At 69.8% G+C, this 22,451-nt stretch carries 25 protein-coding genes; 4 read left to right on the top strand and 21 right to left on the bottom strand.

Translation table 11 applies throughout. The features are described 5' to 3' along the window. Positions 1-2: 2 nt before the first annotated feature. Both OMP43_RS20355 and OMP43_RS20350 read right to left on the bottom strand, forming a co-directional pair. Complete coding sequence (locus OMP43_RS20355; RefSeq protein ID WP_280281377.1) at positions 3-551, bottom strand: response regulator; 549 nt, start codon at positions 549-551, stop codon at positions 3-5. A 60-nt stretch (positions 552-611) separates the two neighbouring features. Next, a complete protein-coding gene (locus OMP43_RS20350) occupies positions 612-1,157 on the bottom strand; it encodes an NADPH-dependent FMN reductase (RefSeq protein WP_280281376.1) in 546 nt (181 codons plus the stop codon). A 98-nt stretch (positions 1,158-1,255) separates the two neighbouring features. Between OMP43_RS20350 and OMP43_RS20345 the strand changes: the two genes are divergently transcribed. The 3 genes from OMP43_RS20345 to OMP43_RS20335 all read left to right on the top strand — a co-directional run bounded on the left by OMP43_RS20345 (position 1,256) and on the right by OMP43_RS20335 (position 4,007). Then, positions 1,256-2,335 (top strand): CaiB/BaiF CoA-transferase family protein, encoded by a 1,080-nt coding sequence (locus OMP43_RS20345; protein ID WP_280281375.1) that lies wholly within the window; start codon positions 1,256-1,258, stop codon positions 2,333-2,335. Between the two features lie 122 nt (positions 2,336-2,457). Next, positions 2,458-3,033, top strand: a complete 576-nt coding sequence (locus OMP43_RS20340) for a TetR/AcrR family transcriptional regulator (protein WP_280281374.1) — start codon at positions 2,458-2,460, stop codon at positions 3,031-3,033. A gap of 53 nt (positions 3,034-3,086) precedes the next feature. After that, positions 3,087-4,007, top strand: a complete 921-nt coding sequence (locus OMP43_RS20335; protein WP_280281373.1) for an oxidoreductase — start codon at positions 3,087-3,089, stop codon at positions 4,005-4,007. 214 nt (positions 4,008-4,221) lie between these two features. Here the strand turns inward: OMP43_RS20335 and OMP43_RS20330 are convergent, their stop codons facing one another. The 18 genes from OMP43_RS20330 to OMP43_RS20245 form a co-directional block, all read right to left on the bottom strand. Continuing rightward, a complete protein-coding gene (locus tag OMP43_RS20330) occupies positions 4,222-4,620 on the bottom strand; it encodes a flagellar protein FliS (RefSeq protein WP_280281372.1) in 399 nt (132 codons plus the stop codon). Beyond that, entirely contained in the window at positions 4,620-6,026 is a 1,407-nt protein-coding gene (fliD, locus tag OMP43_RS20325) for a flagellar filament capping protein FliD (protein WP_280281371.1), read from the bottom strand. Before fliD ends, OMP43_RS20330 begins: the two co-directional genes overlap by 1 nt. Before the next feature lie 45 nt (positions 6,027-6,071). Next, positions 6,072-7,208: a flagellar type III secretion system protein FlhB gene (locus OMP43_RS20320; protein WP_280281370.1), complete on the bottom strand. Its 1,137-nt coding sequence runs from the start codon at positions 7,206-7,208 to the stop codon at positions 6,072-6,074. Beyond that, the gene (gene fliR / locus OMP43_RS20315) at positions 7,208-7,978 is read right to left on the bottom strand and encodes a flagellar biosynthetic protein FliR (protein ID WP_280281369.1); all 771 of its coding nucleotides are present in this window, start codon (positions 7,976-7,978) and stop codon (positions 7,208-7,210) included. The genes OMP43_RS20320 and fliR overlap by 1 nt, the downstream gene beginning before the upstream one ends. Positions 7,979-7,985: 7 nt before the next feature. After that, complete coding sequence (fliQ, locus tag OMP43_RS20310) at positions 7,986-8,255, bottom strand: flagellar biosynthesis protein FliQ (protein ID WP_086127675.1); 270 nt, start codon at positions 8,253-8,255, stop codon at positions 7,986-7,988. A 105-nt stretch (positions 8,256-8,360) separates the two neighbouring features. Further along, complete coding sequence (gene fliP / locus OMP43_RS20305) at positions 8,361-9,191, bottom strand: flagellar type III secretion system pore protein FliP (RefSeq protein ID WP_280281368.1); 831 nt, start codon at positions 9,189-9,191, stop codon at positions 8,361-8,363. Beyond that, positions 9,188-9,436 carry a flagellar biosynthetic protein FliO gene (locus OMP43_RS20300; RefSeq protein WP_086127677.1) on the bottom strand — a complete coding sequence of 83 codons (249 nt, stop codon included), beginning with the start codon at positions 9,434-9,436 and terminating at the stop codon, positions 9,188-9,190. The genes fliP and OMP43_RS20300 overlap by 4 nt, the downstream gene beginning before the upstream one ends. Before the next feature lie 4 nt (positions 9,437-9,440). Continuing rightward, entirely contained in the window at positions 9,441-9,737 is a 297-nt protein-coding gene (gene fliN / locus OMP43_RS20295; protein ID WP_280281367.1) for a flagellar motor switch protein FliN, read from the bottom strand. Continuing rightward, positions 9,734-10,681 carry a flagellar motor switch protein FliM gene (locus OMP43_RS20290; RefSeq protein ID WP_280281366.1) on the bottom strand — a complete coding sequence of 316 codons (948 nt, stop codon included), beginning with the start codon at positions 10,679-10,681 and terminating at the stop codon, positions 9,734-9,736. The genes fliN and OMP43_RS20290 overlap by 4 nt, the downstream gene beginning before the upstream one ends. Positions 10,682-10,687: 6 nt before the next feature. Further along, on the bottom strand, positions 10,688-11,317 hold the full coding sequence (locus tag OMP43_RS20285) for a flagellar basal body-associated FliL family protein (RefSeq protein ID WP_280281365.1): 630 nt from the start codon (positions 11,315-11,317) through the stop codon (positions 10,688-10,690). Between the two features lie 18 nt (positions 11,318-11,335). After that, positions 11,336-12,880: a flagellar hook-length control protein FliK gene (locus OMP43_RS20280; protein ID WP_280281364.1), complete on the bottom strand. Its 1,545-nt coding sequence runs from the start codon at positions 12,878-12,880 to the stop codon at positions 11,336-11,338. Between the two features lie 35 nt (positions 12,881-12,915). Continuing rightward, positions 12,916-13,341, bottom strand: coding sequence for a hypothetical protein (locus tag OMP43_RS20275; RefSeq protein ID WP_280281363.1), 426 nt, complete (start codon positions 13,339-13,341; stop codon positions 12,916-12,918). A 44-nt stretch (positions 13,342-13,385) separates the two neighbouring features. Next, the gene (locus OMP43_RS20270) at positions 13,386-14,714 is read right to left on the bottom strand and encodes a FliI/YscN family ATPase (protein ID WP_280281362.1); all 1,329 of its coding nucleotides are present in this window, start codon (positions 14,712-14,714) and stop codon (positions 13,386-13,388) included. Next, positions 14,708-15,439, bottom strand: coding sequence for a FliH/SctL family protein (locus OMP43_RS20265; RefSeq protein WP_280281361.1), 732 nt, complete (start codon positions 15,437-15,439; stop codon positions 14,708-14,710). Before OMP43_RS20265 ends, OMP43_RS20270 begins: the two co-directional genes overlap by 7 nt. After that, complete coding sequence (fliG, locus tag OMP43_RS20260) at positions 15,432-16,448, bottom strand: flagellar motor switch protein FliG (RefSeq protein ID WP_280281360.1); 1,017 nt, start codon at positions 16,446-16,448, stop codon at positions 15,432-15,434. Before fliG ends, OMP43_RS20265 begins: the two co-directional genes overlap by 8 nt. After that, complete coding sequence (gene fliF / locus OMP43_RS20255; protein WP_280281359.1) at positions 16,445-18,127, bottom strand: flagellar basal-body MS-ring/collar protein FliF; 1,683 nt, start codon at positions 18,125-18,127, stop codon at positions 16,445-16,447. The genes fliG and fliF overlap by 4 nt, the downstream gene beginning before the upstream one ends. Before the next feature lie 3 nt (positions 18,128-18,130). Next, a complete protein-coding gene (fliE, locus tag OMP43_RS20250; RefSeq protein ID WP_280281358.1) occupies positions 18,131-18,499 on the bottom strand; it encodes a flagellar hook-basal body complex protein FliE in 369 nt (122 codons plus the stop codon). Continuing rightward, a complete protein-coding gene (locus OMP43_RS20245) occupies positions 18,496-19,755 on the bottom strand; it encodes a sigma 54-interacting transcriptional regulator (protein WP_280281357.1) in 1,260 nt (419 codons plus the stop codon). The genes fliE and OMP43_RS20245 overlap by 4 nt, the downstream gene beginning before the upstream one ends. 222 nt (positions 19,756-19,977) lie before the next feature. On the opposite strand from OMP43_RS20245, the gene OMP43_RS20240 reads away from it, so the two are divergent. Beyond that, the gene (locus OMP43_RS20240; RefSeq protein WP_280281356.1) at positions 19,978-20,862 is read left to right on the top strand and encodes a flagellin; all 885 of its coding nucleotides are present in this window, start codon (positions 19,978-19,980) and stop codon (positions 20,860-20,862) included. Between the two features lie 144 nt (positions 20,863-21,006). Here the strand turns inward: OMP43_RS20240 and OMP43_RS20235 are convergent, their stop codons facing one another. Then, positions 21,007-22,362: a M28 family peptidase gene (locus OMP43_RS20235; RefSeq protein ID WP_280281355.1), complete on the bottom strand. Its 1,356-nt coding sequence runs from the start codon at positions 22,360-22,362 to the stop codon at positions 21,007-21,009. Between the last annotated feature and the right edge of the window lie 89 nt (positions 22,363-22,451).

Genomic DNA, 22,451 nt, shown 5'->3' with positions numbered 1-22,451 from the left:
GCTCAGGCGCGCTGGCGGCGCTCCAGCTCGACCCGGGCCATGGCGAGCTCGCTGCGCGCCTCGCCCAGTTCGATCGCCCGCGCCGCGATGCGCGCGTCGAGCGCGAGGTTGGAGCGCTTCAACTCCTCCATCCGGTCGGAGCGCGACAAGGTGCGCTCGATCCGCGCAGCCAGCTCCTCGAACGGATAGGGCGCCGCCAGATAATCGTCGGCGCCGGCCTGCAGGGCCTCGACCGCGCCGCCCGGCTCGTCATGGCTGGTGACCATGATCACCGGCAGGTCCACCGTGTCGCGGGTGCCGCGGATCTCGTGCAGCACATGGAGGCCGGACACTTCCGGCATCACCCGGTCGAGCAGCACCAGATCGAAGCCGCGCGCCGAGATCAGCTCGAGCGCCTGCGACCCGCGATCGGCGAGCACGACGAGATAGCCGAGCTGGCCCAGGCGATGCGCGAGCACGTGCAGATTGGTCCGGCTGTCGTCGACCGCCAGGATGGTGCGCGTGGCGCGTCGGCGACTGCCGATGCCTTCCTGTGCCGAAGCCTCGTCCATCCTTCCATTCTAGGAAGCAAGCCTCACGAAACCGTTAAATGCCGGGCAACCCCAGGGTCCCTAGCCGGCCCGGCGCTCCAGGAAGGTGAAGATCTGGCCCACCATCACTTCCATCGGGCCGTTGCACTTGTCCAGGGCGTCGCCCGGCTCGGCGGTGTTGATCGCCAGGCCCATCGGCGTCGGCCAGCCGCGCAGCGCATGGGTGATGGTGCGCAGCGCCTGCAGCGTCGAGACCGCTGCCTGCCAGCCCGCGGCGGTGGCGATCAGGCCCACCGGCAAGCCGTCGAGATAGGGGCGCTCGTCCTTGCTCAGCGCCTCGACATAATCGAGCGCGGTCTTGACCAGCCCGGAGAGCGTGCCGTGATAGCCGGGCGAGCCGACGATCACCGCGTCCGCCGTGCGCAGCGCCTCCAGATAGCGGCCGACGGCCTCGTTCCCTTCGACATTGCCCGGCTCGTAATGCGGAAAGGCGATCGCCTCGCCGGTGAGCAGGGTGGTGCGGGCGCCGCGCGCCGCGGCCATTTCGAGCGTTGCCGCGAGCAGCCGCCCGGTGGCGGATTCGGGCCGCAGGGTGCCGCCCAGCGCGACGATGTGAGGTGCCGACATGCCCATCCCGCTAACCTAAAGCCGGGGCGAGCGCCAGTGCGTGGACCTGAGGCGCGGGCAAAGGCTATGGATCGGCGGAATCACCTTTGGGGGACATGATGGTTGCAGCTACGCACGGGCCCCTGGCGGGCGTGCGCATCGTCGAGCTCGACATGCCCGGCGCGGTGCTCTTCGCGGGCATGCTGCTCGCCGATCTGGGCTGCGACGTCGTGCGGATCCGCCGGCCCGGAAGCGAAGGCAGCGCCGTGGCGGCGAACCTCTATCGCGGCCGCTCGCAAGTGTCGCTCGACCTGAGCCAGGCGGCGGGGCGCGAGCAGGCGCTCGCGCTGATCGCGCAGGCGGACGGCGTGATCGAAGGCTATCGCCCCGGCATCGCCGAGCAGGTGGGGCTCGATCCGGCCCGCTGCCTCGCGCTCAATCCGCGCCTCGTCTATGCCCGCGCCAGCGGCTGGGGGCGCGAAGGTCCGCTCGCCGGCACGCCGGGCAACGACATCAACCATCTCGCGCTGTCGGGCGCGCTGCACGCCATCGGCACCGCCGCCGCGCCGGTGCCCCCGCTCAACCTGATCGGCGAATATGCCGGCGGATCGCTGTTCCTGGCGCTCGGCCTGGTCTCCGCGATCCTCGCCGCCCAGGCGACCGGCCGCGGCCAGGTGATCGAGGCGGCGCAGGTGGACGGTGCCGCTTCGATGATGTCGCTCTATTATGCGCTCCACGCCTCGGGCCGCTGGGCCGATGCGCGGGCGGCGAACATGGTCGACGGGGGCGCGCCCTATTATCGCTGCTATGCCTGTGCCGACGGACGGCATGTGGCGGTCGGCGCGCTCGAGCCGCATGGCTTTCGCGCGCTCTGCGAAGGGCTCGGCATCGCGCCGCACGGGTTCGACCCATATGACCGGGCCTGCTGGCCGGCCCTGGCCGAGGCGCTCGCCGCCGCCTTCGCCTCGCGCGGGCGCGACGAATGGGCGGCGCTGTTCGAAGCGAGCGAGGGCTGCGTGACGCCGGTGCTCTCGCTCACCGAGGCGCCGCTCCATCCGCACAATCGCGCGCGCGGCACCTTCGCCGTGCGGGACGGCGCGATGCAGCCGATGCCGGCGCCGCGCTTCTCGGGCACGCCGGCCGAGGCGACGCCGCCGATGGACGAGGCCGTGGCCGACATCCTCGCCCGCTGGGCCTGAACGCATGGCGCGGACGCCAGCTGCGAACATGCATGGCCATAGAGCCGAGTGCCGGCATATTGACAAAGCGCACAGACAGCTCGTATAAATGAGTGATTGCACGCTCATTCACTGATCCAAAGATGGCCCGACCCCTTAGCGAAGAAAAACGCGACGCTCTTTTGACCGCTGCCGCCGAATTGGTTGCGGCGCTGGGCACGGCCGCATCGACGGCCAAGATCGCCAGAGCCGCTGGAGTCTCGGAGGGGACGCTGTTCACCTATTTCCCGACGAAGGACGATCTGCTGAACGCGTTATTCGTCGAGATCGAAACCAATCTCGCCGAAACGGTGCTCGCTCCCTATCCGGCCAGCGTCGATGCACGCGAACGCCTGCGACTTATCTGGTGCCGGGTGGTGGAATGGGGGCTTGCCAATCCGACCTGGCGCAGGGCGATGCGTCAGCTCAAGGTCTCCGAGCACGTGACGGATGTGAGCCGCCAACGCTGCGAGGCAAGGTTCCGCGAACTCCGGGGGATGGTCGAGGAAATCCTTTCCGGACACGCCGACCCCGGTTTTGCGGCATTCTACATCGACACCGCGCTGATTGGTCTTGCCGACATGGTCATGGACGCGATCGCCGCGAGCCCGAAGGACCATGAGATCATCAGCGAGGCCGGTTTCACATTGTTCTGGAACGGAACGGCCGGGGCCGGCTGATTTTTTTGCAGCCACAATGAGTGTGTACATACTCAATATAAAAGGACCGCATCATGACGAAATCCAGAGGCTTCACCGAAGCCGGTGTTCCCGATCAGTCGGGCAAATGCTTCATCGTCACCGGAGCCAATACCGGAATCGGTTTTGAAGCCGCGCATGTGCTTGCCGCACGCGGCGCGCGCGTGCTGCTCGCCTGCCGCGACCGGGGCAAGGCCGAGGCTGCCATGGCCCGGATCAGGACGGCGATACCGCGGGCCGATCTCGCCTTCCTGCCGCTCGATCTCGGCGATCTCGACAGCATCCGTCACGCGGCCGGTCTGGCCACCGCGGAGCCGCGCATCGACGCCCTGGTGAACAATGCCGGGGTGATGACCCCGCCGCTGATGCGGACGAAGCAAGGCTTCGAGCTGCAGTTCGGCGTGAACCATCTCGGCACTTTCGCGCTCACCGCACTGCTTCTGCCCAAGCTCGCGGAGACGCACGGCGCGCGCATAGTGACCACCTCCAGCCTGGCGCACAGGGGCGCCCAGATTGACTGGGGCGATCTCAACGCCGAGCGCAGCTATTCCCGGGTGGGCCGCTACGCCGCCAGCAAGCTCGCAAACGCGCTCTTCTTCTACGAGCTGGATCGCCGCCTGCGCGCGTCCGGTTCGGCCATTCTTTCCGTCGGCTGCCATCCCGGCGTGGCTTCGACCGATCTCGCCCGTCACATGTGGCCGGTGCAGGTCCTGGTCCGCATCACGGGCATGGTGCTCAACAATGCCGCCATGGGGGCTTGGCCGACATTGCAGGCGGCAACGGGGCCGGTCCAACCCGGCGGCTATTATGGGCCGATCGGCTTTCGGGGCACCAGGGGCGTCTCGGGCGAGGCAGCCCGATCGGACGAAGCGCAAGACCCGGTTCTTGCGAAGCGCCTCTGGGATGCGTCCGTCGCGATGACCGGCATCGATCCCGGGCTTATGCCGGCACCGTAGCGGCAGGCGGGCGACGAACGGACCGCGCGTTCGAACGTTCGCGAGCGGCACCCGGGGCCAATCGGCATTCAGGCCAAGGGTGTGGCTTGGCTTCGAGCCAGCCTCCTGCGTCACCCTGAAACAAGTTCAGCATGGCGGAAAGGAGCGATTTCGACACTCAACTCCCTTCCCTCGCCACCGTAACGGAAGAGACATAGCTGAATGTCGATCCGACCTAGCCCGCCTTCAGGCTGCGCCAGGCGCGGGCGATCTCGTCCAGGCTGTTCGCCGCCTCGCGGAACGGCACGGGATCGGTGCCGGTGGCGGCCTGCAGGACCTCGCCGCGCAGGCCGTGGTAGAAAGTGGCGAGCGTCCGGGCGACTTCGCCGCCCCGGTCGAAGTCCAGCCCCGCCTCCAGCGCGAAGAGGATCGCGGTGGCCCGCGCCACCCGCTCGCCCCGCACCGAATAATTGCCGCGCTCCACTGCCCAGGCCGCCGTGCGCAGCGCGGCGATCCCCTCTTCGTAGAGCAGGCCGACCAGCGCGTGCGGATCGCCGCCGGCCGTCCGGCCGACAATGTCGATCTGGCGATAGGTGTCGGCGGGGTTGGCGGCGAGCGCCGAGGCGTAGCGCATCAGCTCTTCGCGTTCCAGGAATCGATCTGCTGCTTGAGGAAGGTCTGGGTCGACTTGTAGGCCGCGACCTTCGCGTCCATCGCCGCGAACTGCTGGGTCATGCGGTCGCGCATCTTCTGCGTATCCGCCGCGATCTTGGTCTTCTGGTCGGCGAGATCGTCCTGCGCCTTGCTGTATTTGTCGGCGCTCGCGCCCAGGCCGGTCTTGGTACTCGTGGCGATCGTCGCGACGTCGGAAAGCGCCTTGGTGAGGCCGGCATTCTCCGTGAACATCTTCTCGACGTCGTTGGGATAGGTGGTCAGCACCTTGGAGAGGCGCGTGGTATCGAGGCTGAGCGTACCGTCGCGATTGGTCTTCACGCCGATATCGGCGAGCGCGGAGGGCGCGTTCTTGCCCGCGCCGGGGACGAGCGGGCTGAGCGTCAGCCGCTTGAGCTGCTGGAGCAGCTGCTTCGCCGCCGGATCGGACTTGAGCGGGCCGTTGATCGGATCGGTCGCCTCCTGCACCGCCTTGAACACCTGGTTGTAGGTTTCGACGAAATTGGCCACCGCCTGGCTGATCGCGCTGGTCGGCGCGCTGGCGCCGATCATCACCTTGGTGCCGACCGAGGCCGAGACCAGGTCGATCCGCGCGCCGGGGATCATGGTGGTGATGCTGTTGGTCGGATATTTCGCCTCGACGCCGTCGAGCGCGACCCGGGCATCCTGGGCGGCCGCGTTTATCGTCGATCCGCCGGCGCCGGGGCCAACCGCGAGCTGGGCAAGGCCGTCGGTGCCGCTCAGCGTGAAGGCCTGGGACGAGCCGGTGCCGCTCTTGAGCACCAGCCGGGCGCCGTTCGAATCGCTCAGGATCGTCGCGGTGACGCCCGCCTTCTTGGCGTTGATCGCGGCGGCGACGTCCGCGAGCGTTGCGTTGGGCGAATCGATGGTGATGTCGATCGGCGTGGCCGTGCCGGCGGTGAAGCCGGTCATCGCGCCATCGGCCACGGTCGCGGAGCCGAAGGTGAGCGTGAGCGTGCCCGATCCCACCACCGAGCCGCTGCCGCCGCCGAAGGACGGCGAGCTGGAAACCTGGCCCTGGGCGAGCTGGCGCACCTCCATCGTCGCGCTGAGACCGGCGAGATCGGCGCCCGACAGGCGGGTGATGCCGAGGATGCCGGTGTTCGAGCTGGTCGGCTGGGTCGCGAGCGAGCCCGAGCTGGTGAGCGAGGCGAGCGCCGAGGCGAAGTCGGTGATGTTGCTCTTGATCGTCCCCACGGTGGAGATCTGCGTGGTGAGCGCGGTGCCCTTGTTGGTGAGCGCCTGGTTCTTGTTGGCGAAGCTGTTGTCGACGAGCGACTGGACCAGCGCGGTGATGTCGATCCCCGATCCGGTGCCCAGCGTCTTTGCGATCGATTCGACGGCCATCTCGTCCCCCTGCTCTCCCGGTAAACGGCCGCCGCCGCCGCGCCTTTAGTGCGCGCGCGCCGGTTTGCGGCCGTTCTCGTCGAAAAGTGCCGTCTCGGGCACGGTGATCGCCGGCTGGACCGCGCCGGCCCGGCGGCTGAGCTGGAAGACGAAGGCGAGCACCGTCGCCACCGCCATGTAGAGATCGTCGCGGATCTCCTGATTCTCGCGGCTGGTGTAATAGACCGCGCGGGCGAGCTGCGGATATTCGAGGACCGGCACTTCCAGCTCGCCGGCCAGCTCGCGGATCGCCAGCGCGGTGGCGCCGCGGCCCTTGGCCACCACCACCGGCACCTGGTCCCGGCCCTGTTCGTAGCGCAGCGCCACGGCGAAGTGCGTCGGGTTGGTGATCACGACATGCGCGGTCTCCACCGCCTTGCGGAAGCCGCCCTTCAGGATCTGGCGCTGGCGCTGGCGCTGCGCCGCCTTGGCCTCGGGCGAGCCCTCGCTTTCCTTGTGCTCGTCCTTCACTTCCTGCTTGGTCATGCGCAGCCGGTTCATGTGCCGGAGGATCTGGATCGGCAGGTCGATGCCGGCGATCAGCATCAGCCCGCCGGCCATGACGAAGAGCAGCATCAGGAACTCGCCGCCCATCGCGCCGATCGCGCCGTGCAGATCGGCCTCGACCAGCCCGAGCGAGCGGCGGGTGAGCGACCAGAGCAGCCAGGTGCCGATGCTGCCGAGCAGCACCACCTTGAGCAGCGCCTTGCCCATCTCGATCCAGCCGGTGGGGCCGAAGATGCGCTTGAGGCCCGAGCCCGGATTGATCCGCGAGGCCTTGGGCGCGAACAGCTTGGAGTTCCAGCGCAGCCCGGCGAGCCCGGCATGGCTGAGCACCGCGCCGACGACCGCGACCAGCAGCAGCCCGCCGATCGGCAGCGCGAGCTTCCATCCCGCCTCGGCCAGCGGGCGCCAGGGCTCGAAATCCTCGATATCGGCGCGCCCGAAGCTGAAGCTGCCGACCATCACTTCCTTGCAGGCGCGGATCAGCGCGGGCCCGAGCATCGCCATCCAGGCGCAGCCGAGCAGCACGATCAGCGCGGTGCCGAAATCCTTCGAACTGAGGATCTGGCCCTCGTCCGCGGCCTTGCGCTTGCGCTTGGGTGTCGGGGCTTCCGTCTTTTCGCCGCCGGACTCCGACATCAGCCGAGCACCAGCTGCGGCATCATCGCGAGCGCCTCGCGGATGATGACGACGAGATAATCGCCCATGGCGGGCAGCGCGAGCAGCAGCGCGACCACGCCGAACAACAGGCTGGCGGGCAGGCCCACCGCGAACAGGTTGAGCGCGGGCGCGGCGCGGCTCAGCATGCCGACGATCAGGTTGAGGCAGAGCAGCAGGAAGCCGATCGGCAGCGAGAGCAGCAGCCCGGCCAGGAAGGTATAGCCGCCGAACATCGCGATGCCGAGCAGCCGCTCGGGCGCGATCCAGGCGCCGGGCGGCATTACCTGATAGCTGCGCACCACCAGGTCGACGAGGACGAGATGCCCGTCGAGCGAGAGGAAGATCAGGGTGAGCATCAGCGACAGGAACGTGCCGATAGCCGGCGTGGCATGGCCGCTCGCCGGGTCGACCGCATTGGCGAAGCCCAGGCCCATCGACATCGAGATCACTTCGCTCGCCACCATCGGCGCGGCGAAGGCGACCTGGAGGACGAAGCCCATGGCGAGGCCGATCAGCGCTTCCGCCGCGATGGCGAGGAAGGTGGCGAGCGAGAAGATCTCGGCGGGCGGCGCGATATGGGCGACGTTCATCACCAGCACGCCGATCGCGCCGGTGAGCGCGATGCGCGCCGGCAGCGGGATCGCCACTGCGCTGAACACCGGCGCCGCGACAAAGGCCGCGCCGATCCGCACCATGGCGAACAGCAGCGCCCAGAGCTGCGGCTCGATCGAGAGGCCGAAGCCCATCATCGCGGGGTTACTTCACCAGGTCCGGAATGCGCTCGAAGATGCTCGTGGTGAAATCGCCGAGCAGCCCCATGATCATCGAGCCGAAGATGATCAGGCTGAGCGCGACCACGATCAGCTTGGGCACGAAGGTGAGCGTCTGCTCCTGGATCGACGTGGCCGCCTGGACCATGCCGAGCACCAGGCCCGCGAGCAGCGCCGGCACCAGGATCGGCGTGGCGGCGAGCGCCAGCACCCACATCGCCTCGCGGCCGACGGTAAGGAAGTAATCGGCGTCCATGAGTCTAATCCTTCGCGGTACCAGCCCGCTCCCCCACCCGGCCACCCATAAGGTAGCCTGGCTGGGTGGCCGGGTGGGGGAGCGGGCTGGTGCCGTCCAACATCGCTAACTCACGAAGCTGGAGGCGAGCGAGCCCATCGTCAGCGCCCAGCCGTCGACCAGGACGAACAGCAGCAGCTTGAAGGGCAGCGAGATGATCGTCGGCGACATCATCATCATGCCGAGCGCCATCAGCACGGTGGCGACGACGAGATCGATGACGATGAAGGGCAGGAAGATCAGGAAGCCGATCTGGAAGGCGGTCTTGAGCTCGCTCGTCACAAAGGCGGGGAGCAGCACCGAGAAGGGCACGTCCTGCGGCTTGGCATAGGGGCCGCTCTTCGCGAGCCCGGCGAACAGCGTGACGTCCTTGGTGCGGGTCTGCTTGATCATGAAGCCATGCAGCGCCTCGCCGGACTTGGCGATCATCTCGGTCGCGCCGATCTTGCCGGCCGAATAGGGCTGGATCGCGCTGACGTTCATCGTGTTCAGCGTCGGCGCCATCACGAAGAAGCTCAGGAACATCGCCAGGCCGATCAGCACCTGGTTCGGCGGGGTCTGCTGGAGGCCCAGTGCTTGCCGGAGAAGCGCCAGCACGATGATGATCCGGGTGAAGCTGGTCATCATCAGCAGGATGCCCGGCAGCACCGTGAGCAGGCCCATGATGATGAGGACCTGGAGCGACAGGCTGAGCGGGGCGTTGCCGCCGCCCAGGTCGCCGAGCGCGCGGTCGACCGCGTCGCCCGCGCCCGGCGTGGCGACCGGGGCGGGCGCGACCGGGGCGGCGCCCTGGGCGAAGGCCGGGAAGGCGAAGAGCACCAGAAAGGCGAGCAGCCCGATGAACAGGGCCGCGCGCCCGCCGACCGTGCGCGGCGCCGGGATGAGCGCCCGCGTCATTGCTGCTTGTCCACCAGGGTGACGCCGCTGCGGCTCACCGAGACGAGCAGCTTCTGCCCCTCGAACTCGATGACGGCGAGGCGCAGGCCGGGGGAGAGCAGCATCGTCTCCTTCAGCTGCACCATGCGCGTCTGCTGGTTCCTGGGCAGGCGCGATTCGAGCTTGCGCCAGGCATAGAGGCAACCGACCAGCAGGCCGCAGACCAGCGGCAGCAGCACGATCAGCTTGAGGATGTACCAGGTCATGGGATCAGCGGGCCGCGCGCTTGTCCGGGCTGACCAGCTCGGTCATCCGCACGCCGAACTTCTCGCCGACCGTGACCACTTCGCCGCGGCCGATCAGCGTGCCGTTGACGAACACGTCGAGCAGCTCGTTGGCCTCGCGGTCGAGCTCGATCACGCTGCTCTCGCCCAGCGCGAGCAGCTCGCGCAGCGTCAGCCGGGTCGAGCCGATCTCGACGGTCAGCTTGACGTCGACGTCCTGCAGCAGCCGGAAATTGGCGGCGACGGCAGTGTCGACCTGGAATGCGGCCGTCATGTCGTTCATTGGAAGTCCTCTGCGTTGATCGGTTCGAGCGAAGTGAGGCGGACGGCCGCACGGCCGTTGGCGGTGCCGACAAGGCCGGTGCCCAGGCGGCGCTTCGCCACCATCACCGGAACCTCGGGGCCGAAATCGATCGGAATGACGTCGCCTTCCTTGAGCTCGAGCAGGCGGCCGAGCGGCATGGTCGGTTCGGCGAGCACCGAGCGGACGGGCAGCGTGACCGCCATCACCGCGCGGGTGAGGCCCGAGCGCCATTCGGGCTCCACCTCGTCCTTGTTGCCGTGCACCTTGACCATCAGCGCGGCGCCGTGCGGCTTCAGCGCGGCGACGGGATAGAGGATGTCGACGAAATGCGGCCGGCCCTCGCCCTCGGCCAGGCCGAAGCGAGTGACGACGACGGGGTCGTCCGCGCCGAAATCGGGCGCGGCGGCGAGATTGGGCGCAGCCTCCACGCGGAAGGCGATACGCGAGAGCGGCTCCCAGGCCCGGTCGAGCAGCAGGGTGGCCGACTGGGCCAGCCGGCCGACCAGCGCCTCGGCGGACGGCGTGAACTCGCCGGGCAGCGGATGCGGCGCCTCGCCGTCTCCGCCGAAAAAGGCATCGAGCATCTCGAAGACCAGCCCGGCCTCGAGCACGAACTGGGCCCGGGCACGGGCATTGCCCATCGCCAGCGGCTGCCAGGCCGAGAGCGTGCCGCCGCGCTCCGCCTTGTAGTCGGCGAAGCGCTGGACCGAGAGCGGCTCGGCCCAGGCGCGCAGATCCTTGCGCAGCAGCCCTTCGAAAGCGCCCTTCAGCGACTTGGCCAGCCGCGCGCTCAGATGCTGCAGCGTGACGAGGTCGCCGAACGGATTGAGGTTGGCCGTCCCCAGCGCCGGCGCGTGCTCCGCGCTGGCTCGGGGGCGTTCCCGCCGTTCGGCCGTGCCGTCTGATGAAGGGCTGTTAACCATGCCCGTTCACTGAACAATGAAATTGGTAAAGTAGACGTTACTAACGCCGCCAAAGCCTTCCTTTTCCTTCAGAACGCCGTTGATCGCCTTGGCCAGCCGGTCCTGGATGTGGCGCTTGCCCTCGGCGGTGAACACCTCGTCCTCGGTCGTCTCGCCGAGCGCCATCAGCACGGCCGAGCGAATCGCGATCTCGTGCGTCTTGATGTTCTCGAGGACGCGCTCGTCATAGGGCGTCGACACGGCGATGCCGACCTGGACGAAATGGACGCTGTCCTGGAGGTTGGAAGTGAACTCCTTCTCCATCGGATAATAGCTCGAGGCATATTTGTCGCCGCCCTCGCCCTTGGGCGTGGGCTTGCCGCCATGGCCGGGGGCCGCGCCCCCCTCGCCTTCGCCGCCATGGCCGCCCTCGCCGCCGCCGCTCATCGAGGCGCGCTTCTCCTCGCTCTTGGGCACCAGCCGGGGCTCGTCATTCTGCTCGGCATGCGCGGTCGCGCTGAACCAGCCGGCCTGCATGCCGTAAAAGGCCGCCCCGCCGCCGCCGCCGAGCAGCAGCACGGGCAGGCCGACGAGCAGCAGCAGGTTCTTTTTCTTCTTCTTCGGCGCGTCGGCGCTTTCGGTCTTGGCGTCGGACATCATCTATCTCCGGGGGTCTCAGGCGACCCGTTCGTCGTCATGGGTGGAAGCCCGCGCCTCGCGGCGGGCGGCGGGCGCCGCCAGGGGCTGGTGGCGGTTGGGGGCGGCGTCGTGGCGCTCGCCCTGCCCCGTCTGCGGATTGCCCGGACCGGCGCCGGTGCCGGTGCCGGTGCCGGTCGCGTTCGATTCGACGCTGGTCGAGCCAAGGCGGATGCCGCGCTGCTCGGCGATCTCCGCCAGCCTGGGCTGGGCATCGGCGATCAGCTGGCGCGCGGCCTGGCTCTCGGTATGGAACTGGACGTGGATGCCGGCATCGTCCTGGCGGATCGCGATGTCGACCTTGCCGAGCGCCTCGGGCATCAGGCTGAGCCGAGTCTCGCGCGCCGGCGCGGCGTCGCGCAGCGTCTCGATCCGGTCCATCATCTTCGCCGTCCATTGCTGGTGGCGCATGTCGAGCGCGGCATCCTGGCTCGCGCCGGCGGCGGAAGCGGCCAGGATCGTCTGGGTGCCGGTGGCCGGCGCGGCGAGCGTCGAGAGATCGGGCTGCGAATCGCCCGGCGCCCTGGCCGGGGCGCCCGGGCGGGCCGGCTCGAGCGCGACGCCCGGTTGCGGCACGGCGGCCGGCGGCGGAGCGGCCGGTGCCTCGCGCCGCCCCTGGGTCACATCGGCGATCGACACCTTCTGCGGCGGTGCCGGCCGGTCGAGCGCGATGCGCACCACCGGCGCCTCGGCGGCAGCCCGGCGGAGTTCGCGCGGTGCCGGGGCGAGCACGGGCTGCGGCGGCACGGATCCGGGCGCATCGGCGGCCTTTGCGGGCTCCGCCTGCGCGACGGCGGCAGCGGCGAGGTCGGCCATGGCCGGATCGACGGCCGGATCGACGGCCGGATTGCCGCGTGCCGCGCCGGGCGCCGGCACCGTGCGCGACGGGGCGGGCGCGACGGGCGGGGCGCTCTCGGCACCGCGGCGGCGCAGCGCCGGTGCCTGCGCCGCCGCCTCGGGCTGCGGCCTGGCCTCGGGCGCGACCGGCGCGTCCGGTTCGGCGGCGACCCGCGCGGCGGCACGCTCGGCCTTCGCCTTGCCGTCCGGTACCGTGCCGGTCTCGGCCACGACGGCCGGGGGGAGCATGTTCTCGCGATGGGCCGGCGCCTTGCCGCCGGCGTCGCCGCGCATGATCGGCAATGGGGCATCGGCTTCGGGACCTGGCTCGGGCGCAGGTGCAGGCGCCGGCGCGGCGGCGAACCAGGCGAAGGGCGGGGGCGGCGCGTCCTCGGCAGCCGCATCGCCGTCCTGCTCGGCATCCGAACCCGCCTGCTCCCCGGCCTTGCCGTCGAGCGCGGGCACGGCATCCGGCAATTCCTTGCCGCCTTCGGCAGATTCCTGCCCCATCGGCGGCAGGACCGGCACTTCGCCGGGTTGCGGCGGGGAAGGGATTGGGGGAGCCGCGATCCCTGGCATCAGCGCGTCGAGCGCCAGCGCGAAGCCGCCCGCATCCGCGGCAATCGCGGCGTTCGGCTTGACGGGCCCCACGGTGATGGCGGGAAGCGCGGTAGCGAGCTGGATCAAGTTCAGGTCCCCGTGAAACAAGGTTCACGGGGCACTCAGCAAATATCGTGCCGATTTCTGCCCATGGGCGGCAGCTGCTCGAGCTCGCGCAGCGCCTTGAGCGCGGCATCGGCTTCGGCGCGGGTGATCAGCTTCTCGATCGCATTCTGGTCGCGCCGTGCCTCGCGCGTGGCGGCGCGCGCCATCTCCAGGCTCTGCTCGGCCACTTCGACGCGCTTCTCGGCGGCGAAGGCGGACTGGTGGAGCCGCTCGCGGAAATGCGCGGCGGCGGCCAGGCTCGAGGCCGATTCGGAAACGCTGGGCGCCGGCGCCACATTCGCCGCCAGATTGGCGATGCGATCGCGCAGCCGGGCTTCCTGGTCGACCTTGGCGAGCGCCCGCACTTCGTCGGCACGGACCAGGTCGAGCTGGAGCGTGCGGACGCGGAGCAGGCGGCCGAGCTTCTTCGCCGACCTAGGCATATCGGGTTTCCGGCACCGGGCCGCGGGCCGGCACCGCCATCGGATCAGCCATGGCCGAACACGCCGACCAGCTCGGCCACCGCATCGGGCAGCGTCACGATCTCGTCGGCGCCCTGGCGGATATATTCCATCACCGCCGGATGGCAGGCGATCGCCGCGTCGATCTCCGGATCGGCACCGGCGCGATAGGCGCCCATCAGCACCAGGTCGCGATTCTCCTCATAGGTGGCGAGGTGCCGGCGCAGCACGCGCGCGGCCGCCACATGATCCTTGGGCGCGATATCGGTCATCACGCGGCTGACCGAGGGCCCCAGGTCGATCGCCGGATAGACGCCGCGCTCGGCGAGCGCGCGGCTCAGCACGATATGGCCGTCCAGGATCGAGCGGGCGCTGTCCACCACCGGATCGTTGCCGTCGTCGCCGTCGGCGAGCACGGTGTAGATCGCGGTGATCGAGCCGCCGCTGTGCACATCGGTGCCGGCGCGCTCGATCAGGCTGGGCAGCATCGCGATGGCCGAGGGCGGATAGCCGCGCGCCGAGGCCGGCTCGCCCAGCGCCAGGCCGATCTCGCGCCCGGCATGGGCGACGCGAGTGAGCGAATCCATGATCAGCAGCACCTTCTTGCCCTCGGCGCGGAACGCCTCGGCAATGGCGGTGGCGCGCAGCGCGCCGCGAATGCGGAGCACGGGGGAATGATTGGCGGGAACCGCGACGACGACCGAGCGCGCCCGCGCCTCGCCCGCCACCTTGGTCTCGAGGAAATCGGCGACTTCGCGGCTGCGCTCGCCGATCAGGCCGATGACGATCACGTCCGCCTGGGCCGCGCGGACCATCATGCCGAGCAGCACCGACTTGCCGACGCCCGAGCCGGCCATGATGCCGACGCGCTGGCCCTGGCCGATGGTGAGCAGCCCGTTGATCGCGCGCACGCCGACATCGAGCGGCTCGAGCACCCGGCCGCGATCGAGCGGCGACTGGAGCTTGCCGGCCAGCGGCCATTTCCCCGCGCCCCGGATCGGGCCGAGGCCGTCGATCGGCTTGCCCGAACCGTCGACCACCCGGCCGAGCATCGCGGCACCCACCTCGGCCTCGCCCGGCGCACCGATCGGGCGAACCGGGGCGTTGGGCAGCAGCGCGGCGGGGCCGCCGAGATTCATCAGCAGCGTCCTGCCCGAACGGAAGCCGATCACTTCGGCCTCGACCCGGCTGGCGCCGTCGCCGATCGCGCAGACGGTGCCGACCGGCAGCTGGAGGCCGACCGCCTCCATCAGCAGCCCGTCATAGGAAGCGAGCCGGCCGGAAATGCGCGGCCGGGCGACGAAGTCGCTGCGGCCAAGGCCATCCAGATAGTCTTCGGTGAACAGGTTCAGCATACCGGCGGGATCGGCACGCGGTCGATCGCCTGGGCGAGCTGCTCGAGCCACAGGTCGGGGCCGTCCTCGACGATGGTCGAGGCGCTCTCGATCACGAAGCCGCCGCGCTGGACATGCGGGTCGCCGACCGGGAAGACCGTGGCGGGGAGCTTGCCCTGGACGAAGGGGACGTCGTCGGGATGGAGGCGCAGCAGCGCGGATTCGGCGCTGTCGGCCAGCAGGTCGACCGCGGCATGGATCCGCTGGGCGAGCACGTCCGGCGCGACGCCGACTTCGCCGACCAGCCTGGTGACCAGGTGGAGCACGGTCTGGCGCAACTGCCCGGCCATGCGCTCGCGGTCGAAATGGGCGCCGCTGGCGAGCGCGGCCGAGATCTGGTCGAGCAGCGCCGTCTCGCGCGCCTTGGCGGCCTCGGCCTCGACGAGCGCGGCGGCATGCCCCTCGGCGAAGCCCGCCTCGTGCGCGGCCGCGATCGGATCGATGAACGCGCCATGCTCGGCGGGATGCTGGGCATCGGCGGTGAACGGATCCCAGCCCTCGGTGGGATTGGCTTCCGGATTGGCCGGCGCGAAGTGGCGCGGCTGGGCCGATACCTCCTCGAACACGCGGCGGCCGATCCGGTCGACATCCGACGGCGCGAAGCCGGCGCCGTCGCCAAAGGCGCGGGCCAGCACATGCCCGGCCGCGCTGATCCGCCCGGCGAATCCCGGCGAGAAATCAGACATAGTCGTCGTCCCCGCCCTTTGACGGCATCTGGATCGTGCCGTCCTTCACCAGGCCGCGCGCGATCGCGATCATCGCCTTCTGCGCGTCGAGCACATCGGCCATCTTCATCGGCCCCAGCGATTCGATCTCGTCGCGGATGCCATCGGCGGCGCGGCTCGACATGCAGCCGAGGAACCGGCCGCGAACCTCTTCCTCGACGCCCTTGAGCGACTTGACCAGGATATTGCTGTCGATGTTGCGGATGAGCGTCGACAGGTTCTTGTCGTCGAGCTCGAGCAGATTGTCGAAGACGAACATCGCCTCCTCGATCGCGCGGGCGACCTCGCGGTCGATCTTGGCGAGCTTGGGCATGACGCGCTGCTCGGTGATCTTGCGCGCGCCGGAAAGGATCTTCGCCGCCTCGCGCGTGCCGCCCAGCTGGAGCCCGCCGCTCGACTTGCGCCCGCCCATGCCGGCGCGGCCCTGGAGCATCGTCTTCAGCGTCTCGATCGCCTCGGGCGGGATCGGGCCCAGCTTGGCGATGCGGCGCAGGATCTGCGGCTGCGCCGCCTCGGGCAAATGCTCGAACACCTTGGCGGCGATGTCGGGATCGAGATTGGCGAGCAGGACCGCGGCGATCTGCGGATGCTCCGCCTCGATCATCCCGGCGATCTCCTCGGGCTCGAACCAGTCGAGCCATTCGATCGCGGCGACCTGGCTGGCCGGCATCACCCGGGCGAGCACGCCCGAGGCGCGCTCGGGGCCCAGCGCCCTGGTCATGATGCTCTCGATCTTCGGCGCCGGATCGAACGTGACGCCGGTGCGCTCGCGCGCCTTGAAGACGAAATCGTCCAGGACGATCTCGACCTCGGCCTCGCTGACGTCCGCCACGTTGAACATCGCCTTGCCGAGCTGGCGCACTTCCTCCGGATCGAGCTTCTGGAGGATCGCCGCGGCTTCCTCCTCGCCCACCAGCATCATCAGGACCGCGGCGCGCTCGACGCCGTTGAAGCTGCGGATGGCGTTCATTGCGCGTCGGCCTTGATCATGTCGCGGACCGCCAGGGCGGCACGCGCGGGATTGTCGCGGGTGAAGCCGCGGACCAGGCCGACCCGCTCGTCATAGCTGTTATGAGCGCCTTCGAGCATGTCGATCGAGACCGGCGGCGCGCCGTGCCCGCCTTCCTCGCCGGCATGGCCACCCATCGACAGCGCCGGGCGATTGCCTGCGGCCGGCTCCTCGCGCTTCTTGAGCAGCGCCTTGGTGAGCGGGCGAACGCCCAGGAACAGCACGAGCAGCGCGATCACCAGCGCCGTCGCGTTGCGCGCGGCGAGCGGCACCCAATTGGCCTCGTACCAGGCCGGGCCCTTGTCGGCGGCATCGGCGGCGGTGGTGAACTTGCGGCTGATCACCGTCACCTGGTCGGCACGGCCCTGATTATAGCCCATCGCGGCCTGGACCAGCTGGGTGATCTGCTGGATCTCCACCGTCGAGCGCGGCTTGCCCGGCTCCTCGCGCAGCAGCACCGCGACCGAGAGGCGCCTGATCCCGCCCGGCGCCTGGCGCGTGACCGAGACCTGCTTGCCGGTCTGATAGGCGCGGGAGAAGCTGTCGCTCTGCTTCTGCGGCGTGGCCTGGCTTGCGCCGGCGGTGGCCGCGGCGCCGGCGGCGGGCGCCGCGCCGGGCGTCGGCTGCGCATTGGGCGCGGTGATCGTGCTGGCGGGCGGCGGCGTGTTGGAGAGCGCGCCGGGAATGCCGCCGGGCGCGTTGCCGTCCTTGCTGCCGGTCCAGGCGCCCTGCTCGGCCGCGAGCACGGCGCCTTCCTTGTCATAGCTCTCGCGCGTCGCCTGATTCTCGTCCAGATCGACATCGGCCTGCACCTCGGCGGTGAAGTTGCCGGCACCGACCAGCGGCGTCAGCAGCTGGACGAGCTGCTCGCGATATTTGTCCTCGATGCGGCGCTGATAGTCGATGCGGGCGTCGCCGGCCGAATTGGCCTCGTTGCCCTTCTTGGACAGCAGGGCGCCCATCTGGTCGACGATGGTGACGTTCTCCGGCGCCATGCCGGGAACCGACGAGGCGACGAGATTGACGATCGCGCGGGTCTGCGCATCGCCCAGCGCGCGGCCGGGCTGGAGCTTGAGGATCACCGAAGCGGTGGGCACCGCCTTGTCGCGCACGAAGACGCTGGCCTCGGGCGTGGCGAGATGGACGCGCGCCTCGGCGACCGAATCGATCTCCTCGATCGAGCGGGCGAGCTCGGTCTCGCGGGCCTGGCGCAGGCGCTCGCCCTCCACCGCACGGCTGACGCCCATAGGGAGCTGGTCGAGGATCTGGTAGCCGCCCGGCGCCGCCTTGGGCAGGTTCTGGCTGGCGAGCAGCATGCGGGCCTTGTGGAAATCATCCTCGGCGACGGTGATCGAGCCCGAGCCGTCGATGCTCGAGCGGATGCTCGCTCCCTGCAGCGCCGTAGTGATCGCCGCCTTGTCGGCATCGCTCACATTGGCGAACAGGATCCGCTGCGGCGGCGTCGAGACCAGCGACCAGGCCAGGAAGCCAGCGGCGACCAGGCCGATCAGGAAGAGGAGCGGCATGGCCCGCCGGACCGCGGGCTGCGCGAGCAGGCCCCGCATCTGGGCGAGCGGCGCGCCGAGCCGGCCGGCGGCGGACGGGATGGCGGCATCGGCGGAGGTGAGGGCGTTGCTCATGGGTTACACCGGCATGCTCATGATGTCCTTGTAGGCGGACAGGAGTTTGTTGCGGACCTGCAGGGTCGCCTCGAAGCCGACCGAGGCCTGCTGGCGGGCGAGCATCACCTTGGCGATGTCGACCGTCTCGCCGCGCTCATAGGCTTCGGAGAGCGCACCGGCCTGGCTCTGGGCCTGGTTGACCTGCTTGAAGGCGTCTTCCATCGACGCGGCGAAAGTCGCGGACTTGCTCCCCGACGTGCCCGTCACCGCGCCCGCCGGCGTCTCGTTGGCCTTGGCGAGCGCGGCGTTGCGCTCGAGGATCTGGGCGCGGAGCGCCAGGACCCGGTCGACGCTCATCGCGCCGCCGCCGATACCGTCGATGCCGCTCATGCCGAAGCCCTCGCCTTACCGGTGTCGATGCTCTCGCCCTGCTCGCGCGCCTTGGCGAGGCGGTAGCGCAGCGTGCGCTCCGAGATGCCGAGCCGCCTGGCAGTCTCGATCCGGCTGCCGCCGCATTCGGCGAGCATCTCGCGGATCGCGGCGAATTCGTGGATCTGGACGATGTTGGAGAGCGTGCCCGCCGCCTCGATCTCGACGCGGCGCGTGGCCGGCCTGTCGAAGATCAGATGCTCGGGATCGATGGTGCGGCCGCCGCAGAGCAGCAGCGCGCGCTGGATGACGTTCTCGAGCTCGCGGACATTGCCCGGCCAGTCATGGCTGGCGAGCGCATCGAGCGCCGCGTTCGAGATCCACGGCATCGCGCCGCGCCCGCCGGCATGGCGGACGACCATCGCGGCCGAGAGCGCGGCGATGTCGCCGGGGCGCTCGGCCAGCGCCTTGGTGGTCAGCGGGAAGACCGAGAGGCGGTAATAAAGGTCGGCGCGGAAGCGGCCGGCGGTGACTTCGCCCTGCAGGTCGCGATTGGCGCAGGCGATGACGCGGACGTCCACCTTCTCCGGCAGGGTGCCGCCGATCGGCACCACTTCGCGCTCCTGCAGCGCGCGCAGCAGCTTGGCCTGGAGGTTGAGCGGCATCTCGGCGATCTCGTCGAGCAGCAGCGTGCCGCCATGCGCGGCGCGGAAAAAGCCCTGGCCGCCCGAGGAGGCACCGGTGAATGCGCCCTTCTGGTGGCCGAACAGCATCGCCTCGAGCATCGTCTCGGGCAGCGCGGCGCAGTTGATGGCGACGAACGGGCCCTCGCGGCGGGCGGAGCCGTTGTGGATGGCGCGGGCAAGGACTTCCTTGCCGGTGCCGGTGGGGCCGTTGATCAGGACGGTGATATCCGACGCGGCGACCCGCTCGGCCAGCGCCAGCAGCGCCAGGCTCTCGGGATCGGCGGCGACCGGCTCGTGCGGGCCGCGCAGCAGCGCCGTGGCGAAGCCCGCGCCGACCGCGGCGTCTTCCGCCGTATAGGAGAGCCGGGCCGGATTGCCGTCGCCGAACGCGATCGCCTGGCGGCCTTCGTCGCCCAGGATCAGCGTGCGCGCCGCGGCGGGCGGCACTTCGCCCTCGGCGACGAGGAACAGGTCCTGGGCGGCCGGCCGGCCGTCCTCGCAGGTGCCGATGGCGAAACCCTGGGCGCGCAGCGACGAGACGAGAGCATATTTCTGGCGCAGCACTGCGGCGGACGGGACGATGGATCGCATTGGTTACCCCCTGAGACACCATCCTTTTGCCGCCGGCTTGGTTAACGCCGCGTAAAATTGCGTGTCCCGCAGCAACCTTGGTCCGGGCGCGTCTACGCGTGCGCGCGTAGCGGCGAAATTTTTTGCTTAAGCCCGGCGGCGGGCGGCCGTTCCTTGGCCTGGCGGCTCCGAGCTCCCGTTCAGGGGGGTAGGCGGGAAGCCGACGAGCATGGAGTAACGAACATGACTGTTATCTCGACCAACACCGCGGCGCTGCGCGCCGCCAATGCTTCGACCGGCGCCAACAAGGCGCTGAGCACGGCCATGGAGCGCCTGTCGACCGGCAAGCGCATCAACAGCGCGAAGGACGACGCCGCCGGCCTGGCGATCGCCTCGACCATGACCGCCTCGATCCGCGGCATGACCCAGGCGGTCCGCAACGCCAATGACGGCATCTCGCTGGCGCAGACCGCGGAAGGCGCGCTCAACGAAGTGACCAACATGCTGCAGCGCATCCGCGAGCTGGCGGTCCAGTCGTCGAGCGGCACCTATTCGGACGACGACCGCAAGAACCTGCAGGCCGAAGTCACGCAGCTGACCTCGCAGATCAAGGACGTGCTGACCAACACCAAGTTCAACGGCAACACGCTGTTCCAGATCGGCAAGCCGCCGGCGGATCCCGCGGCCCCGGCCGCCGGCGAAGTCGCCGCGAAGACCTTCTCGATCCAGACCGGCGCCGAATCGACCGACAAGATCACGATCAGCATCGACGCGCTCGACGTGGGCAGCATCGTGGGTGACGCCGCCGCCAGCCCGGCCGTCCCGGCCCTCTCGGTCGGCACCTCGGGCAGCGCCGACACCGCCCAGGGCACCGTGGATACCGCGCTGAAGTCGGTCGCCACGCTCCGCGCCTCGCTCGGCGCCGCGCAGAGCCGCCTCGACTCGGTGGTCAACAACCTGACGACCAACGTCGCGAACCTGAGCGACGCCCGCAGCCGCATCGAGGACACCGATTATTCGGCGGAGACGACGGCGCTGGCCAAGGCCCAGATCCTGTCGCAGGCGTCGACGGCGATGCTCGCCCAGGCGAACCAGAGCCAGCAGTCGGTGCTCAAGCTGCTTCAGTAAGCGCGTGCCGGTCGGGGTGTCACCCCCCTGACAGGCACCAAGGCCGGTCACCCCTTCTTGCCGGAGGGGGCGCATGGGGAACCCCGGTGGGATCGTCCACCGGGGTTTTTCCTTGTCCGGCGAAGATCGCGCCGGCGCCCTGCGCTACTTCCCCTCGGGCTTGCCGCCGGGCTTCCATTGCGGCCGGGCATCGCTGTTGGCCAGCGCGTGCAGCGGCTCGACCAGCGACTGGATCGCGCGCGTCATGAACGCGATGTCGAGATTGGCGAGCGTGTCGTCGGGCGTGTGATAGGTCGGCGTGACCGCCCAGCCCGAAATGGTGTGCGCCACCACCCCGCGCACGGCGAGCGAATAATTGTCCGAGCGCTCGAAGAAACGCTGCTCGGGATAGGGATCGGCGGTGACCAGCGCGCCATGCGCCTTCAGCGTCTCGCCCAGGGTGGAGCGCTCGAAGCCGGTCATCATCATCGTGCCGGCGGGCAGCTTGGGATCCTGCGCGCCGATCATCTCGATCTCGATATTGGCGACGATCTGGTCGAGCGGCACCGGCGGGTGATCGCCGAACCAGCTCGAGCCATAGCCCCCGATCTCCTCGCTGCCATAGGCGACGAACAACAGCCCGCGCCGGGCCTGCTTCGCCGCCGCCATCGCCCGGGCCAGCTCGAGCACCGCGGTGGTGCCCGAGGCATCGTCGTTCGCGCCGTACATGATCGTGCCGTCGGGCTTGCGGCCGAGATGGTCGAGATGCGCGGTGACCAGGATCACGCCCGCCTTGGGATCGCTGCCCGGCAGCCAGCCGATCGCGTTGGTGGTGATCGCCTCCTCGCGCACCACCGGCAGGCCGAGCGCGACCGGCGCGCCGGCCTGGGCCACCGCCTTGTCGAAATCGGCCGAGGGCAGCGTCGCGAAGGCGGCATAGCTCGGCGGCGCCTTGCCCTCGAGCCCGGCGGGCATGCGCGGCTTGCCGCCCAGCGCCTTGGCCAGCCCCCGCGTCGCATCGTCCTCGCGCACGATCACCAGCTTCGCCCCGGCCGCGCTGGCGGCGCGGACCAGCGCCATGGGCGAGGCCTTGCCGCCGGTCACGAACAGCACCTGGGCATGCGGGATCTTGGCGAGATCGGCGCCGTCGAACACCGCGGACGTGCCGGAAATGCTCTCGGCCGCGCCGACCAGCACCATGGGCGCGGCGGCCGGCTTGCCCGCGATCGTCAGCGTCGCCGGGCCGTTCAGCGCGTAGCGGATCACCTTGGCGGGCTGGAGATAGCCGGTCATGCCCGGCGCGACCTTGAGCCCATAGCCTTCGAACTGCGAGCCGACATAGGTGGCGGCGATCGCTTCGTCGCGGGTCGCGCTGCCGCGCCCCTGCAGGGCCTCGCTGGCAAGGAAGGATTCGTGCGCGCGCACCCATTCGGGGCGGACGGTCCATGCGTCCTGCGCGAAGGCCGGCGACGCCAGCAGGCCCAACGCCATCGCGCCGGCCAGGAACAGATGCTTGGTCATGCAATCCCCCGAATGGTCAGCGGGGATTTCTGCGGCAAGCGTCGATGCGGCGCAAGCGGCGCCGGCAAAGGCCCGGATCGGCGAGGCTG

The organism is Sphingomonas sp. CBMAI 2297 (genome assembly GCF_029870595.1).
Classification (GTDB): Bacteria; Pseudomonadota; Alphaproteobacteria; order Sphingomonadales; family Sphingomonadaceae; genus Sphingomonas.
This window is presented reverse-complemented; position numbering and strand designations above follow the sequence as displayed.